We start from the raw sequence: 14,595 nt of genomic DNA on the forward strand, positions 1-14,595 counted from the left end.
TAATAAAATCATCTGAAAATATTGAAGTTGATTTAGATAATGAAAACCATATTGTACTTAAAGAAGACACCAAATTAAATAAGATAAATAAAGGCAGTGAAAAAACAACTTCTGTAGCTTTACCGTAGTTAAGTTTGTTTTTAGGTTAGCGCTTGTAATTTATGGATTAGTAAATTTTACAATACTTTATGGAGTTTATCTATTATTTAAATAACTTGTTATAATGGGCCTAAAAAGAAAAACACTTTCTTTATTAGAAAGCATTTTTTATATTTAAAAAGTTACTAAATTAAATCGCCCAATTAATCGTTAAGTTTTAAAACAGCCATAAACGCTTGTTGAGGTATTTCTACATTACCAACTTGGCGCATACGTTTTTTTCCTTTTTTCTGCTTTTCAAGAAGTTTACGTTTACGCGAAATATCTCCACCATAACATTTTGCAGTTACATCTTTACGTAATGCTTTTACAGTTTCTCTAGCTATAATTTTTGCACCAATTGCTGCTTGAATTGGAATATCGAATTGTTGACGAGGAATTAACTCCTTCAACTTTTCAGTCATTTTTTTACCAATATTGTGCGCATTGTCTGCGTGTATAAGAGCAGAAAGCGCATCTACGGGTTGTGCATTTAGTAAGACATCTAAACGCACTAGTTTCGATGTTTTCATACCAATAGGATGGTAATCAAAAGAAGCATATCCTTTAGAAACTGTTTTTAATCTATCGTAAAAATCGAAAACAATTTCTGCTAAAGGCATTTCGAAAGTTAACTCCACACGAACTGGAGTTAGGTAGGTTTGATTAGTAATCATACCACGCTTCTCAATACACAAGCTCATAACGTTACCAACAAAATCAGATTTTGTAATTATAGTTGCTTTAATAAATGGTTCTTCAACCCTATTAATCATTGTTGGCTCTGGTAAATCACTTGGGTTATTTACAATAAAAGGAACGTCTGGTTCTTTGTTGGTATAAGCGAAGTAAGATACGTTAGGCACAGTTGTAATTACTGTCATGTCAAACTCACGTTCTAAGCGTTCTTGAATAATTTCCATGTGTAGCATTCCAAGAAAACCACAACGGAAACCAAAGCCTAAAGCCGCAGAACTTTCTGGAGCAAACACAAGAGAAGCATCGTTTAGTTGTAGCTTTTCCATAGAGTTTCTAAGCTCTTCGTAGTCTTCTGTGTCAACAGGATAAATACCTGCGAATACCATAGGTTTTACATCTTCAAAACCTTCAACAATATTTGTTGTTGGGTTTGCAAAATCAGTAATAGTATCTCCTACTTTTACTTCCTTTGCTGTTTTTATTCCGGTAATTAAATAACCAACATCACCAGTTTTTACACTTTGTTTTGCAACTTGAGTTAATTTTAATGTACCAACTTCATCTGCAAAATACTCGTTGTCTGTAGCAACAAATTTAATTTTCTGACCTTTTTTTATTTCACCATTAAAAACTCTGAAATACGTTTCAATACCTCTAAAAGTATTGTAAACCGAATCGAAAATTAAAGCTTGTAAAGGCGCATCTGGATCTCCTTTAGGAGCAGGAATACGCTTAATAATAGCCTCTAAAATATTTTCAACTCCAAAACCAGTTTTTCCACTTGCATGAATAACTTCTTCTGGCTCACAACCTAAAAGATCTACAATATCGTCTGTAACTTCTTCTGGGTTTGCACTTGGTAAATCGATTTTATTTAAAACGGGAATAATTTCTAAATCATTCTCAAGTGCTAAATATAAATTAGAAATGGTTTGTGCTTGTATACTTTGTGCAGCATCTACAATTAACAAAGCGCCTTCACAAGCAGCAATAGACCTAGACACTTCGTAAGAAAAATCTACGTGACCAGGAGTATCAATTAAGTTTAAAACATACTCTTGTCCTTCGTAAGTATATTCCATTTGGATAGCGTGCGATTTAATGGTAATACCACGTTCGCGTTCTAAATCCATACTATCTAAAAGTTGTGCTTGTTGCTCACGTGCAGTTACAGAACCTGTTGCGTCGAGTAAACGATCTGCAAGTGTACTTTTTCCGTGATCTATATGTGCAATAATGCAAAAATTTCTAATGTGCTTCATAATCTGTCTGCTCTTTATAAGAAAGAGAATGCAAATATAATGCAAATATTGGCCATTTTTTAGATTTTCTTCGGAATTGAAAATCAATAATGATTACACTTTCTTTTGTTATAAAAACTTAAAAAAAGTTGCTATCTTGCTTTATCATTAATCCCATAAATGAAATACTTTTTTTACCTATTTATATTTTTATTTTCTTCTGAAATAATTGCGCAGGAATTTACTATTTCTGGGACAGTTATGGATGAGCAGAACAATGTTATTCCTTATGCAAACGAAGTACTTCATGAGTCTGTTATTCCAACTTTAGAGGGAAGCTCTGGAATTTCAGTGAAGAATAGAAAAGGTGCAGTTACAGATGAGAATGGTAATTTTGAATTTACCAATTTAAAAGAATATGGATACTTTATTGCATCAAGCTACATTGGTTATAAATCTAAAAAGATATTTTATCCAATACAACTTTTAAAAGATGAATACATTAAAATCGTATTGGTGGAAGACACCCAAACACTAGAAGAAGTGACTATAAACACAACCAAACCAACATTAGAAAAACAAGTAGAGAGACTCGTTTTTAATGTTGCTAAAGTTATCAATTATTAAATCCGTTTAATTTCTTTTTAAACGATAACACCATAGCTACTGGTAATCTAAATCTATTACCATCTTTTACAAACCACTTTGTGGTAGGAACAGAATTTAATAAACGCTACATAGTAGAGGCTTATTACAAAGATATTTCTAATCAAATAAACGAATTACCAAAGCAAGACAACGTTAATAATTTTCTAATATATTCACCAACTAATATTGTAAAAACCAAAGAACTAGGGTTCGGTTTTATTACTTATTTTGATGTTAATAACGATTGATCTGTATATTTTGTAACGTCTTTTTACAATATTCAAGACGAGGTGTTTATAGATAATCAATTACTTAAAACAGACCAATGGAGTAATTATTCTGTGCTTAGTAATGATTTTTCATTTTTAAAAGACAAGAGCCTAAAGGCAAGTTTAACCTTAACTTATGTAGGTAAAAACCAACAAGCATTTCAAATTGCAGATTCTCGTTTAGTTTCAGATTTATCTTTTAGTAAATTGGTATTTAAAAAAAAAGGAACCTTGTCATTAGCTTTTGCAGACCTATTTAACAAACAAGATTTTTTAGCAAGATCAAGGTTTGGAAACCAAAATAAGGTCAATTTCACCAATTTAGATAACCGTTATGTTAAGTTAGGCTTTAGTTATAAGTTTGGTAATACAGGATTAAAAAAAAATGCGCGAACTAAAGATATTAATGAACGCAATCGTTTAGAGAAATAAAAAGACAATAATTATTTTTGTTAGAACACTATTCTACAATTAAATCAATTGAGGTTTCAAATGTATAGCCGCTTTTTTTGTCTTTTATTTTTAGAAGGCAAGTAACAGGATTATTAACTTTACCTTCTGTAATTTCAATACTAGCAAATAATTGCTCTTTTAGCTTTTTTGCACTAACAGCTTCAGAGAATAGATTATCTGTTTTTGCTATAGTTTGTCTTAAGAAATCTGTTAAACTAATGGAGCCCTCTAAGTCTACTTTTTCATTTTCATTTATAGCATAACCTGTTAACACTTCTAATAGTATATAAACCTGTTCGTTTGCGTTTATTTTAGCGTCAACAATAGCAAGATCTCTAGTAAGTGAGTATAAATAAAGTACGTTATAGCTTAAACCTATTGTTTTTGTTTATAGAAAAGTGCTTTCTACTAACGAAAAATCTTTTTTTACGTTGTAATAGGCATCACTATTTTTATCACTAATATTAATATGCATTATGTATGAGTTATTCGTCATCATAGGCGTAGCAAAAGCAAGCATACTTCGTAAGTTTAAGTCTTTTAGAGTGTAACCTTTAGAAGTGTCTTTAAACAGGTTTTTTTGCGACATTAGTGTGTCGCCTTTCTTATTATTTACAAAAATGTTCATGTCAGGAAATGCTAAACTATCTTTTAAAGCAAAACCTTTCATGTTTTTGAAAAGAAATGTAATTTCTTCACCACAAGTAAATGTAGACTTGTCTAAAATTCCGGGATAATTCTTCATTTTTATACCATCACAAGACATCTTATAGCTTTCAATTTTATAATCTTGGCTCTGAGAAGTCGTTTTTTTACAACAAAAGAAAAAAAAACAAATAGAGAAATGTAAGCGAATGAGTATTTCATCGTAATAGTGTTTTTGTGCTGTTTTATTGAGTACTAAAAAGCATAATTATTGACTTCAGTTTTAAATAAGATTAATTTAATCTTGCCATTCAGCAATAAATAAATTTGTATCGCGACCACCTCCATTATTTCTGTTTGAAGAAAAAGCTAGTTTTTTTCCATCGTTAGAAAAAACAGGAAAAGCATCAAAAGTTTCACTGTGTGTAACACGTTCTAGGTTTTTTCCATCAATATCTATTAGGTATAAATTAAATGGAAAACCACGCTCTGCTTCAAAGTTTGAAGAGAATAACACCTTCTTTCCAGAAGGATGAAAAAACGGACTCCAATTTGCGTTTCCTAGGTCTGTTAATTGACGTAAATCACTTCCATTTGCATTACAAATATAAAGCTCCATATCTGTTGGCTCAACTAAGCCTTCTGCTAATAAACCTTTATACTCTTTAATTTTTTTTTCTGTTTTTGGTCTTGAAGAACGAAAGATAAGTTTAGTACCATCTGGAGAGAAAAAAGCACCACCATCGTAGCCCAACTCATCTGTAATTTGCTTTACATCACTACCATCAATATTCATAGTGTAGAGTTCTAAATCACCACTTCTAGTAGAAGTAAACACAATTTTGTCTCCTTTTGGAGATACAGTAGGTTCTGCATCGTAGCCTTTTTCGTTAGTTAATTGTTTAACAATATTACCTTCTAAATCTGCAACAAAAATATCGAAAGTGTCATAAACAGGCCAAATGTACTTTCCGTTTTTACGTAAAGGAGTGTCTGGGCAGTTTTCATCTGCTAAATGTGTAGAGGCATAAATTATATGTTTATTATCTGGCATGAAATAAGAGCAAGTTGTGCGGCCTTTTCCAGTACTTACCATTGGTGGAACAGTGCCATTAAATGTCTCGTCTGCATTCATTAAGAACATTTGGTCGCAACCAACATTCCATTTTTCGTAATTAGATTGAAATACTATTTGCTTATCATCAAAACTCCAGTAAGCCTCAGCATTATCACCACCAAAAGTAACTTGACGTAAATTTTTAAAGTGCGTTTCTTCTGGATAAATTAAAGGATTATCTGTTGCCACTTTTTCTGAAGTTACTTCAGTTTTTTCTGCTTCAGTTTTTACTTTTGTTTTACATGAAAAACAAATAATTGCGATAAGTGTTAAATAGATTAATGTTGTTTTCATTTTTAGCTTTAATAAATGGCTTTTAATGCCTAATTTTGTGCAAAATTAATACTCTTATCATGAAATACATAATCACATCACTTATTTTATTGTTTTTAACAGCATGTAAAACAGAAACTACAGAAACAATTAAAACAGTTTCTATTAAAGATGATGTAACCTTTTTAGCATCTGATGCTTTAGAAGGACGACAAACCGGAAGCGATGGCGAGCAAAAAGCAGCTAAATATATTGCAGAAAGATTTAAAAACATAGGTGTTCAAGAAAAAGGGACCAATGGCTATTTTCAAACGTTTACTTTTCGTCCAAAAACAGATCCACACCAAGAAGTAAACTATACAGTAAAAGATGGAGATAGCACAATTACTGGAACCAATGTTATTGGTTTTATTGACAATAAAGAAGAAAACACAATTATAATTGGAGCGCATTACGACCATTTAGGTTTAGGTGCAGAAGGCTCTTTACATAGAGGTGAAAAGGCAATACATAATGGTGCAGATGATAATGCGAGTGGTATTGCAGTACTTTTAAATTTAGCCGAACGCTTAAAATCAAAAAACACAAATAACAACTATTTATTTATGGCTTTTTCTGGAGAAGAAATGGGCTTATTAGGTTCTAATTATTTTGTAAAAAATCCAACTATCGACACAAAAAAAGTAGATTACATGGTTAATATGGACATGGTTGGTCGTTTAAAAGCAGATAGCACTTTAGCTGTTTACGGTGTTGGCACTTCTCCAATTTTGAAGCAAACAATTACTTCTAATAACTCGAAATTTAAAATTGTAGCTAAAGAGTCTGGAGTTGGACCAAGCGATCATACTTCTTTTTACCATGCAGATATACCTGTATTACATTTTTTTACAGGACAACATGAAGATTACCACAAACCAACAGATGACACAGAAAAGTTAAATTATGAAGGCATGAAAACCATTTCAAATTATATTTTTAAAATTATAACAGACCTTGATAATAACGGAAAACTACCTTTTAGAGCTACTAAAAACGAAAGCGATTCTGTACCTAAATTTGAAGTTGGATTAGGCGTAACTCCAGACTATCTGTATGATGGAAAGGGAATGCGTATTGATGGCACTAGAGAAGATACACCAGCAACTAATGCGGGCATACAAAAAGGTGATGTTGTAATGAAAATTGGAGCGAATGAAATCTCAAATATGATGAGTTATATGAAAGCTTTATCAACTTTTAAGAAAGGTGAAAGCACAAATATTACTGTTAAAAGAGGAGAGGAGTTAATTGATGTTGAGGTAACGTTTTAAATTATTGTTTTAAGGTTAATAATTTTTTAAAGCTTTAAATAAATAATGATACTAAAGACAAAAAAAGACATTGTTACTAAAAGTCATTTAATAATTTCTATAGCCATAGTAGTTCCTACAGCTTTTATTTACGGTTTTAAACCAGAATTAAGTTTCGACAGGTTTTTGGAAACAATAGATGAGCATAATTTTTACAAAGCTGTTATGGGACTGTATCTAGGGTTTTCAATATTATGGATATTAGGCTTGTTTAAAGACACCTTTTTAAAAACAGCCATAATTACAAACATAGTTTTTATGCTTGGTTTGGGTTTTGGACGCATTGTAAGTATTCTTCTGGATGGCATACCAACTTTTGGATACGTTTTTGGAACTGTCGCATAATTATTTTTAGGTTTTTACGGTTTATGGGTCTTAAATAAAAAGAGTGATACATTATAAATTTACATTTTTGATATGAAAATTAAAACAATACTTATTATTCTTGGAGTTATTATAACTGCTTTTTTAATCTTTCAACTCTATTTTATTTACTCACAAAAAGATATTGAAACACACCAGTATAAAACTATTAAAACTATTGGTGATATTGAAATTCGCAAATATGAATCCGCATTATTTACATCAATAAAACTAGCAACAGATGATTATGACAAAGCCGGTTCTGAAGGTTTTAATGTATTAGGAGGCTATATTTTTGGCAGTAATGAAACCAAAGAAAACATAGCCATGACGTCTCCCGTAAACATGACTTTAGAAGATTCTGTTACAATGCAATTTTTAGTTCCTAAAGCATATAAAAAAGAAGATTTACCTAAGCCAAATCAAAAAGATATTGAGTTTAAGCAAATGCCTGAAAAAACAGTTGCAGCAATTAGTTTTGGTGGTTGGGCAAATAAAGACAAGATTGAAAAGTATAAAAACACACTTAAAGAAGCGTTATATAAGAACAAAATAGCTTACAAGAATAATTTTTCGTTTTTAGGTTACAATGCACCTTTTGAAGTTTTTAATAGAAAGAACGAGGTTATTGTAGAGCTTGAATAAAAGAACAAAGCTTAAAACCAAACGACACTAAATAATAATATAAAAAGCATTAATTTTGCTTTAAAATCAAATACTTTGGTAAAAATAGACAAGATAGAACTTCCTGATTTCCCATTGCTTTTAGCGCCAATGGAAGACGTTAGCGACCCACCATTTCGTGCTTTATGTAAAGAGCAAGGTGCAGATGTTGTTTATACAGAGTTTGTAAGTAGTGAAGGTTTAATTCGCAATGCAGCAAAAAGCGTTATGAAACTGGATATTTACGAAAAAGAAAGACCAGTTGGTATTCAAATTTTTGGAGCTAATATGGAAAGCATGTTAGAGACTATTGATATTGTTTCTGCATCTAAACCAGATATTATAGATATTAATTTTGGTTGTCCAGTAAAAAAAGTAGTAAGTAAAGGAGCAGGAGCAGGTATTTTAAAAGACATCTGCCTAATGGAACAGTTAACTGCCGAAATGGTAAAGCGTACAGATATTCCTATTACTGTAAAAACACGATTAGGTTGGGATCATGACTCTATAAAAATTGTTGAAGTTGCAGAGAGGCTTCAAGACGTTGGCTGCAAGGCTATTGCAATTCACGGTAGAACAAGAGCGCAAATGTATAAAGGAGAAGCAGACTGGAAACCTATTGCTGCTGTAAAAAACAATCCTAGAATGCACATTCCTATTTTTGGAAATGGAGATGTTACATCGCCAGAACGCGCAATGGAAATGAGAGACGTTTATGGTTTAGATGGCTGTATGATTGGTCGTGCAACAATTGGAAATCCGTGGTTTTTTAAACAAGTAAAGCATTTTTTTGAAACAGGAGAACATTTAAAACCAATTACTATTGGAGAGCGCGTAGAGGCTGCCCGAAGACACTTACAAATGGCAATTGATTGGAAAGGAGAAATACTTGGTGTTTTTGAAACCAGAAGGCATTACACTAATTATTTCAAAGGCATTCCACATTTTAAAGAATATAGAATGAAAATGGTTACAAGTGATGACTCTAAAGACGTTTTTGCTGCTTTTGATGAAGTAGAGAAACTATTTATCGACTATATTTTTACCGAATAAATATATTTAATTTGTTTTCATCATATATTTAGTAATCCTAACTGAAGCAATTTTAGAAGCTATAATGCCTAAAACAGTTATAGTTAAAAAAACAATTACAAGGTTTACTGCATGAAACGCAACAGGATAAGCAAGAGTTTGTGTTATCATAACCTTCATGTTATCAGGCCCATAAAGCTGAAACACTATTAACAATGTACTAACAGCTAGACCAATTAATCCTCCAAAAACACTCATTAACGCGCCTTGTAAAAAGAAGATTTTTCTAATATCTTTTACTGTTGCACCTACATTAAATAAAGTATTGAGACTTTTCTTTTTATCTAGCATCATCATTATTAAAGAACCAATAACATTAAAAAAGGCAATAATTAGAATAAGAGTAAAAATAAGATAAACAGCAAGGTTTTCTGTATTAAGCATCTTATACAACGCGTCGTTTAATTGTGCTGTATTTTTTAGTGTAATATTGTTTCCTAAAATGCCTTGAATTTGAGATTTCACTTTCTTTTCGTCGGCATTTTCCGTTAACCTAAACTCAATGTTTGTAATCTGGTTTTCTTCAAAATTAAGGAGTTCATGAGCGAGTTCTAAACTTGAAAAAATGTGACTATCGTTTAGTTTTTCGTTTATACTAAAAACACCAACGTTTATAGCTTCTACTTGATTAAATGCTTGTTGAACAGAAGTTATTTGGCCTTTCCCAGGTCTAGGTACAAACAAAGAGACGCGTTTCCCGTAGTCTAAAACACCAATATTTAAACTGTTAGACACGCCATCGCCTACAACTACTTGATTTGTTTTATCTGTTAGCCAGCTACCTCTCCATATTATAGAATCTAAAACATTTACATGCTTATAATTAGCATCAACACCTTTAATGTATAAAGCCTGATTATTACCATCAAAAGAAGCGATAACACGCTCTTCAATTATTTTAGAATAACTTGCAATACCGTTAACAACCTTAAGCTTATTTTCTACATTTGGGTTTAATATAAAAGATTTTCCAATCGTAACTTCTGCTCTTAAATCAGGGTCAATAACAGTTGTAAATTGAAGCGTAAAGTCTCTTAAACCAGCGAAACCTGAAAGCACTATAAATAATGATGCAGAGCCTAAAATAATACCAGCAATTGCAATATAAGTAATAAAATTAATCGCGTTGTTTGAGCTTTTGGAGCGTAAATAGCGTTTTGCAATGTAAAGAGGAAAACTCAAAAGGTTTAGGATTTTTTATGCTTTCCTAAAAGGCTTGGATCTTTTAACGGGTTGTCTATTCCTTTTAAAGATTGCTCAATTTTATCAATATGTTCTAGAGAATCATCCACAAAAAAGTAAAGTTGTGGCATTCTTCTTAATTGGTTTTTTGTACGTTGCGCGAGTTCGTGACGTATAAAAGGCTGGTTAGATTTTATACCTTCTACTAAGGTTTTAGCTTTATCGTTTGGAAAAATGCTTAAATACACTTTAGCTACAGATAAATCTACAGTAACACTAACTTTAGATACCGAAATAATAACACCTCGCATACCACCTTGAGTCGCTGCTGTTTGTAAAATATCTACCAAATCGCGTTGTAAAACCGAACCAATTTTTTTTTGTCTTTGACTTTCTTCTGTTTTCATTATATGAATTGCTCCTAAATTAAAGGAATATGTATAGATTGTAAAAATACACTTTTTAAATATTATAGTATTTTTGAATTTAAAATTAATATCTTAATTTAAGGTAAATTAGAAATTAATTATAAAAAACAACACTATTTTCGATTTCACGAAAATAAAAAACACTGTATTTAATGAATAAAATAGAACATATAGGTATCGCTGTTAAAAACTTAAAAACATCTAATGCATTATTTTCTAAACTATTTGGAGAGCCTCACTATAAGCTAGAAGAAGTTAAGTCTGAAGGTGTAAACACCTCTTTTTTTCAAGTAGGTGAAAATAAAATTGAATTATTAGAAGCTACTAACCAAAACAGTCCAATAGCTAAGTTTATAGAGAAGAAAGGAGAAGGCATTCACCACATAGCCTTTGATGTAGACGATATTGAAGCAGAAATTAAAAGACTAAAATCTGAAGGTTTTATAGTTTTAAACGAAATTCCAAAGAAAGGTGCAGATAATAAATTAGTAGCCTTTTTACATCCTAAATCGTCTAATGGCGTGTTGATTGAGCTTTGTCAAGAAATAAAGATTAAAGAAAATAAAGATATAGAGAAATAAATCTTGTAGAGTTTTAAAATTAATATTAGATTTACACACCAATTTTGGTCCCATAGCTCAGTTGGTTAGAGCACCTGACTCATAATCAGGTGGTCCTTGGTTCGAGCCCAAGTGGGACCACTAGTAAAATCAAGCCTTTACAGAGATGTAGGGGCTTTTTTTATAGTAGTTACTTACCCAAATATAATGATAAACAGGTTAACTGCCATATAACTGCCAGTTATGTGCCAGTAAAAAACCTAAAAAACAAACACTCCCCTGTCTAAATAAGATCACTTTTCTTTTGGGGCAGGTCTTCGTGAGATGATATATTACCTAAAGGTTCTGGGTTTATAATATTTAAAAATACTTTATATAAAAACCCCTACAAAATAGTAAGGGCTATAAGGTGTTATTAAAATTGTTTTATAAATTAACTAGTACAGCCTAGTACAGCAAGAATATCTTACCATTCTTCTATAACCCTAACAGAAGAAAGATGGTGTAGCAAGCACTTAAAATACTACCTGTTAAAAAGAATAAAAGTATATTATACGAGGCATTTATTTTTTTTTGACTGTTGTCTAGTTTTTTTTGAAATAAAGAAATTTGCTCAAGGACATAATTGTCCTTTTCCTCTTTGGACATTTCTTTAATATTTACCTTGACTTTATCTTTAAACATTTTCTTTTCTAAATCCGTCATAACTTTTATTAATTTTTAATTCTAGTATAAAAACTTTTCTACCCAAATATAACAAATAAATCATAATGTGTTGACACAACCTTGATACAGAAAAAACTCCTACTAAATTAATAGTAAGGGTTATAGGGAGTTATTAAGATGGTTAGCACCCTCCTATAATGATATATGAACAATCACTACAAGTCACGTTAAGACATACTTCTTCACAATTTTCATTATAATTTTATTTTTTTAGATTTCATAAAATTAATGATAATAAAATACTGTTACAATTATTATGGAAGTAGTTGATGTAGAATGAATATTGTTGAGCGTTTTTTTTCATTAATTTTAGAGACAATAATCAACTATTCCTTATATTTGAATTCTAAACCAATTTAACAGTGCGCTACTTTACATTACTATTTTTAGTTGTCTCTTTTTCAGGATATAGTCAAACCATCTCTAAACAAGTCATTGGTCCAGCTGGAGCCACTTATGAAAACGACATCAACAAACTTAGCTACACCACAGGAGAAGTGTTAGTGGGAGCTATGACTGCCCAAGATGGGAGCATACAATTAGGCAATGGGTATTATCCTTCTATGGATTTAGAAACCTTAAACACAGAAACGCCAGAACTTCAATTGCAAGTCAAGGTATTTCCAAACCCTGTCTCAGAAGCACTTTTCATAACCCATCCCACAGAACAGTTTTTTGAGGTTAGGATTACTGACATTAGCGGAAAACAAATCCTACAAACAGCGCATCAAAAACAGCAACCCTTAAGTGTACAAACTCTTACAACGGGCACTTATTTTATTTCAGTCACGACAAAAGATTCAAAACAACCCAATACGTATAAAATTATTAAGAAATGAAAAAGTTTTATGTCATTCTATGTCTAGTCATAGCATCCCTCACACAACTACAGGCCCAAGCCCCACAGGGTTTTAACTACCAAGCGACGGTTAGAAACAGCGCAGGAGATTTAGTAGTTAATACCAATGTGTATTTTAAGTTTAATGTTATTCAGGGTTTACAAACAGATGGGCCTATTTTCACAGAGACACACGTAATACTCACAGATGATTTAGGACAAGTAAACCTAATAATTGGACAAGGCACAGCCAACATAGGCGCCTTTTCAGACCTGGATTGGTCTATGGGTAGTTATTATTTGGGCATTGAATTAAGCATCGACGGTCCTAATAACTATGTACTCATGGGAACGACTCAACTGCTTAGTGTACCCTATGCTCTATATGCAGCAAATAGTGGAAACGCAACAACAACACCTAATTTAGAGTCGGTTCTTGCAGAGAGCAACTCAGCAAACAACCAACAAATAAAAGACTTGCAAGACCCTACGGAGGCGCAGGATGCAGCAACAAAAAACTACACCTATTCAAAAGTAGTCATAGATGCTTTAATTGCAGCAGCAGTTAGCAATCTTCATAGTCAGATTAATCAAAATTTAAATTTACTAGAATTTCTAAAAGGGAAGGTTTATCGTAAAGATATTCCTAATGGAGTGAGGTATGTCCATTTTGACTTATCTTATGTTGGCCAAATTACAAATGAAGGGAACATTGTTGAAGCATATGAGGGTTGGTCATTTTATGAAGTATTCAATAACAACCCTGACCAACAAGGGTGCGTTTTACAACTACTTCCTGTAACATTTTCGTATTATGCCTTAAACTTAGACCCGAATATTAACAGTCCCACACAATTTAAATTTAATGGAGCCTTTGGTCAGAGTTGGGTTGTAACAAAGAATCCTGTTGATGATACGATTAGTATAAACAGCAGTTCCAACGGTTCTGAAGATGGCTATACAGAATTGACTATAGAAGAATTTATTGAGTTAGATTGCTTGTAACCATAGGCAAAACTTCCTCTTTCAATTCAGCTATTTCAAGACCTCTTAAGTAGGATAAACTTACATTTCTTATATTTGAAGGATGAAAAATTATTCTGACTTCACTAATGCACTAAACGTAGTCGGATATGTTAGGTCTGAGTTAATCTCTGTTAAATACTCCTAGAACTGAATAATCAGTTGAGCAACCAAGACACCTTTTTAGGTGTTGTAAGCTAAAATCCTAGCTTGCCCCAGCCCAGCTCTTTACAAGGGAGTTAATTAATATGTTTTTATAAATAATAGTATATTAATAATACTAGAAATTAAGATTAACTTCATAACATTCTAATGAAGTTGATATTAAGAAAAATAGATTAATTCTTTGCGCAATGATTTGCGCAACGTTAAAGGGTAAAAGATATAAATAAATGATAAATAATGAACTTTCCTTATTTATTAAAACACTGAAAATGAACATATTAAGGCAGTTGTGATTTTAATTAAAGCAACTCATAATCAGGTGGTCCTTGGTTCGAGCCCAAGTGGGACCACAACAAAAACCCTGTTAACATCAATTTTTACAGGGTTTTTTACTTTAATAGTTGAGCAAATAGTTGAACAAAACCTCCCGCTCAACTGCTTAACATCCATATTTTATTGGTTTTTACATCAAAAATTTCTTTCCTAGCGTATTTAAAAATTAAGGATAGTTGTTCCGTAGAGAATACATTTAACCTCATTAGATTGTTATTAGGTTATTAACCCAACAGCTCATAGAAATGGTTCTGTCGCATCTGCTAAAATTAAGCATCAAGTTTTAAACTAATTTAATTTTTTAAGAAGCTAATGATATAAATGATTTGTAGGTTGAACTTTCAGGGTTCACCAGTTGATTTTTCTTTATCATTCTAACTACTTCTA

At 31.7% G+C, this 14,595-nt stretch carries 15 protein-coding genes, 1 tRNA gene and 1 pseudogene; 10 read left to right on the forward strand and 7 right to left on the reverse strand.

Translation table 11 applies throughout. The features are described 5' to 3' along the window. Window positions 1–302: 302 nt before the first annotated feature. Window positions 303–2,099 carry a translation elongation factor 4 gene (lepA, locus tag QNK89_RS03260; RefSeq protein WP_340169533.1) on the reverse strand — a complete coding sequence of 599 codons (1,797 nt, stop codon included), beginning with the start codon at window positions 2,097–2,099 and terminating at the stop codon, window positions 303–305. 159 nt (window positions 2,100–2,258) lie between these two features. Between lepA and QNK89_RS03265 the strand changes: the two genes are divergently transcribed. Both QNK89_RS03265 and QNK89_RS03270 read left to right on the forward strand, forming a co-directional pair. Then, complete coding sequence (locus QNK89_RS03265; protein WP_340169534.1) at window positions 2,259–2,705, forward strand: carboxypeptidase-like regulatory domain-containing protein; 447 nt, start codon at window positions 2,259–2,261, stop codon at window positions 2,703–2,705. A 32-nt stretch (window positions 2,706–2,737) separates the two neighbouring features. Then, window positions 2,738–3,427 (forward strand): annotated as a pseudogene (locus QNK89_RS03270) (outer membrane beta-barrel protein). Between the two features lie 28 nt (window positions 3,428–3,455). On the opposite strand, the gene QNK89_RS03275 reads toward QNK89_RS03270, so the two are convergent. The 3 genes from QNK89_RS03275 to QNK89_RS03285 form a co-directional block, all read right to left on the reverse strand. Continuing rightward, window positions 3,456–3,722, reverse strand: coding sequence for a hypothetical protein (locus QNK89_RS03275; protein ID WP_340169535.1), 267 nt, complete (start codon window positions 3,720–3,722; stop codon window positions 3,456–3,458). 114 nt (window positions 3,723–3,836) lie between these two features. Beyond that, the gene (locus QNK89_RS03280) at window positions 3,837–4,193 is read right to left on the reverse strand and encodes a hypothetical protein (RefSeq protein WP_340169536.1); all 357 of its coding nucleotides are present in this window, start codon (window positions 4,191–4,193) and stop codon (window positions 3,837–3,839) included. Between the two features lie 198 nt (window positions 4,194–4,391). Continuing rightward, window positions 4,392–5,504, reverse strand: a complete 1,113-nt coding sequence (locus QNK89_RS03285) for a hypothetical protein (protein ID WP_340169537.1) — start codon at window positions 5,502–5,504, stop codon at window positions 4,392–4,394. A gap of 59 nt (window positions 5,505–5,563) precedes the next feature. Between QNK89_RS03285 and QNK89_RS03290 the strand changes: the two genes are divergently transcribed. The 4 genes from QNK89_RS03290 (at window position 5,564) to dusB (ending at window position 8,914) form a co-directional block, all read left to right on the forward strand. Further along, window positions 5,564–6,796 carry a M20/M25/M40 family metallo-hydrolase gene (locus QNK89_RS03290; protein WP_340169538.1) on the forward strand — a complete coding sequence of 411 codons (1,233 nt, stop codon included), beginning with the start codon at window positions 5,564–5,566 and terminating at the stop codon, window positions 6,794–6,796. A gap of 45 nt (window positions 6,797–6,841) precedes the next feature. Next, window positions 6,842–7,180: a DUF4345 domain-containing protein gene (locus tag QNK89_RS03295; RefSeq protein ID WP_340169539.1), complete on the forward strand. Its 339-nt coding sequence runs from the start codon at window positions 6,842–6,844 to the stop codon at window positions 7,178–7,180. Window positions 7,181–7,252: 72 nt separating this feature from the next. Next, window positions 7,253–7,843, forward strand: a complete 591-nt coding sequence (locus tag QNK89_RS03300) for a heme-binding protein (RefSeq protein WP_340169540.1) — start codon at window positions 7,253–7,255, stop codon at window positions 7,841–7,843. Window positions 7,844–7,918: 75 nt separating this feature from the next. Further along, window positions 7,919–8,914: a tRNA dihydrouridine synthase DusB gene (dusB, locus tag QNK89_RS03305; RefSeq protein WP_340169541.1), complete on the forward strand. Its 996-nt coding sequence runs from the start codon at window positions 7,919–7,921 to the stop codon at window positions 8,912–8,914. Window positions 8,915–8,920: 6 nt separating this feature from the next. On the opposite strand, the gene QNK89_RS03310 is transcribed toward dusB, so the two are convergent. Together QNK89_RS03310 and rbfA are read right to left on the reverse strand one after the other, a co-directional pair. Beyond that, window positions 8,921–10,135 (reverse strand): FtsX-like permease family protein, encoded by a 1,215-nt coding sequence (locus QNK89_RS03310; RefSeq protein WP_340169542.1) that lies wholly within the window; start codon window positions 10,133–10,135, stop codon window positions 8,921–8,923. Window positions 10,136–10,140: 5 nt separating this feature from the next. Further along, on the reverse strand, window positions 10,141–10,542 hold the full coding sequence (rbfA, locus tag QNK89_RS03315; RefSeq protein WP_340169543.1) for a 30S ribosome-binding factor RbfA: 402 nt from the start codon (window positions 10,540–10,542) through the stop codon (window positions 10,141–10,143). 173 nt (window positions 10,543–10,715) lie between these two features. On the opposite strand from rbfA, the gene mce reads away from it, so the two are divergent. After that, window positions 10,716–11,144, forward strand: a complete 429-nt coding sequence (mce, locus tag QNK89_RS03320) for a methylmalonyl-CoA epimerase (protein WP_340169544.1) — start codon at window positions 10,716–10,718, stop codon at window positions 11,142–11,144. 46 nt (window positions 11,145–11,190) lie between these two features. Beyond that, a tRNA-Ile gene (locus QNK89_RS03325) sits at window positions 11,191–11,264 on the forward strand. A gap of 336 nt (window positions 11,265–11,600) precedes the next feature. Here QNK89_RS03325 and QNK89_RS03330 read toward each other — a convergent pair. Beyond that, the gene (locus QNK89_RS03330) at window positions 11,601–11,828 is read right to left on the reverse strand and encodes a hypothetical protein (protein ID WP_340169545.1); all 228 of its coding nucleotides are present in this window, start codon (window positions 11,826–11,828) and stop codon (window positions 11,601–11,603) included. 383 nt (window positions 11,829–12,211) lie between these two features. Here QNK89_RS03330 and QNK89_RS03335 point away from each other — a divergent pair, with 383 nt between their 5' ends. Together QNK89_RS03335 and QNK89_RS03340 are read left to right on the forward strand one after the other, a co-directional pair. Next, window positions 12,212–12,688, forward strand: a complete 477-nt coding sequence (locus QNK89_RS03335) for a T9SS type A sorting domain-containing protein (protein ID WP_340169546.1) — start codon at window positions 12,212–12,214, stop codon at window positions 12,686–12,688. After that, window positions 12,685–13,692, forward strand: a complete 1,008-nt coding sequence (locus QNK89_RS03340) for a hypothetical protein (protein WP_340169547.1) — start codon at window positions 12,685–12,687, stop codon at window positions 13,690–13,692. The genes QNK89_RS03335 and QNK89_RS03340 overlap by 4 nt, the downstream gene beginning before the upstream one ends. Window positions 13,693–14,595: the final 903 nt, after the last annotated feature.

The organism is Lacinutrix sp. (genome assembly GCF_037625555.1).
Classification (GTDB): domain Bacteria; phylum Bacteroidota; class Bacteroidia; order Flavobacteriales; family Flavobacteriaceae; genus Lacinutrix.

Excerpts from the sequence above, each read along its gene's own strand:
- QNK89_RS03290 (WP_340169538.1), top strand. The coding sequence starts at position 5,564 with ATGAAATACATAATCACATCACTTATTTTATTGTTTTTAACAGCATGT.
- mce (WP_340169544.1), top strand. The coding sequence starts at position 10,716 with ATGAATAAAATAGAACATATAGGTATCGCTGTTAAAAACTTAAAAACA.
- QNK89_RS03330 (WP_340169545.1), bottom strand. The coding sequence starts at position 11,828 with ATGACGGATTTAGAAAAGAAAATGTTTAAAGATAAAGTCAAGGTAAAT.
- QNK89_RS03265 (WP_340169534.1), top strand. The coding sequence starts at position 2,259 with ATGAAATACTTTTTTTACCTATTTATATTTTTATTTTCTTCTGAAATA.
- rbfA (WP_340169543.1), bottom strand. The coding sequence starts at position 10,542 with ATGAAAACAGAAGAAAGTCAAAGACAAAAAAAAATTGGTTCGGTTTTA.
- QNK89_RS03300 (WP_340169540.1), top strand. The coding sequence starts at position 7,253 with ATGAAAATTAAAACAATACTTATTATTCTTGGAGTTATTATAACTGCT.
- QNK89_RS03285 (WP_340169537.1), bottom strand. The coding sequence starts at position 5,504 with ATGAAAACAACATTAATCTATTTAACACTTATCGCAATTATTTGTTTT.
- QNK89_RS03295 (WP_340169539.1), top strand. The coding sequence starts at position 6,842 with ATGATACTAAAGACAAAAAAAGACATTGTTACTAAAAGTCATTTAATA.
- QNK89_RS03340 (WP_340169547.1), top strand. The coding sequence starts at position 12,685 with ATGAAAAAGTTTTATGTCATTCTATGTCTAGTCATAGCATCCCTCACA.
- QNK89_RS03280 (WP_340169536.1), bottom strand. The coding sequence starts at position 4,193 with ATGAAGAATTATCCCGGAATTTTAGACAAGTCTACATTTACTTGTGGT.
- lepA (WP_340169533.1), bottom strand. The coding sequence starts at position 2,099 with ATGAAGCACATTAGAAATTTTTGCATTATTGCACATATAGATCACGGA.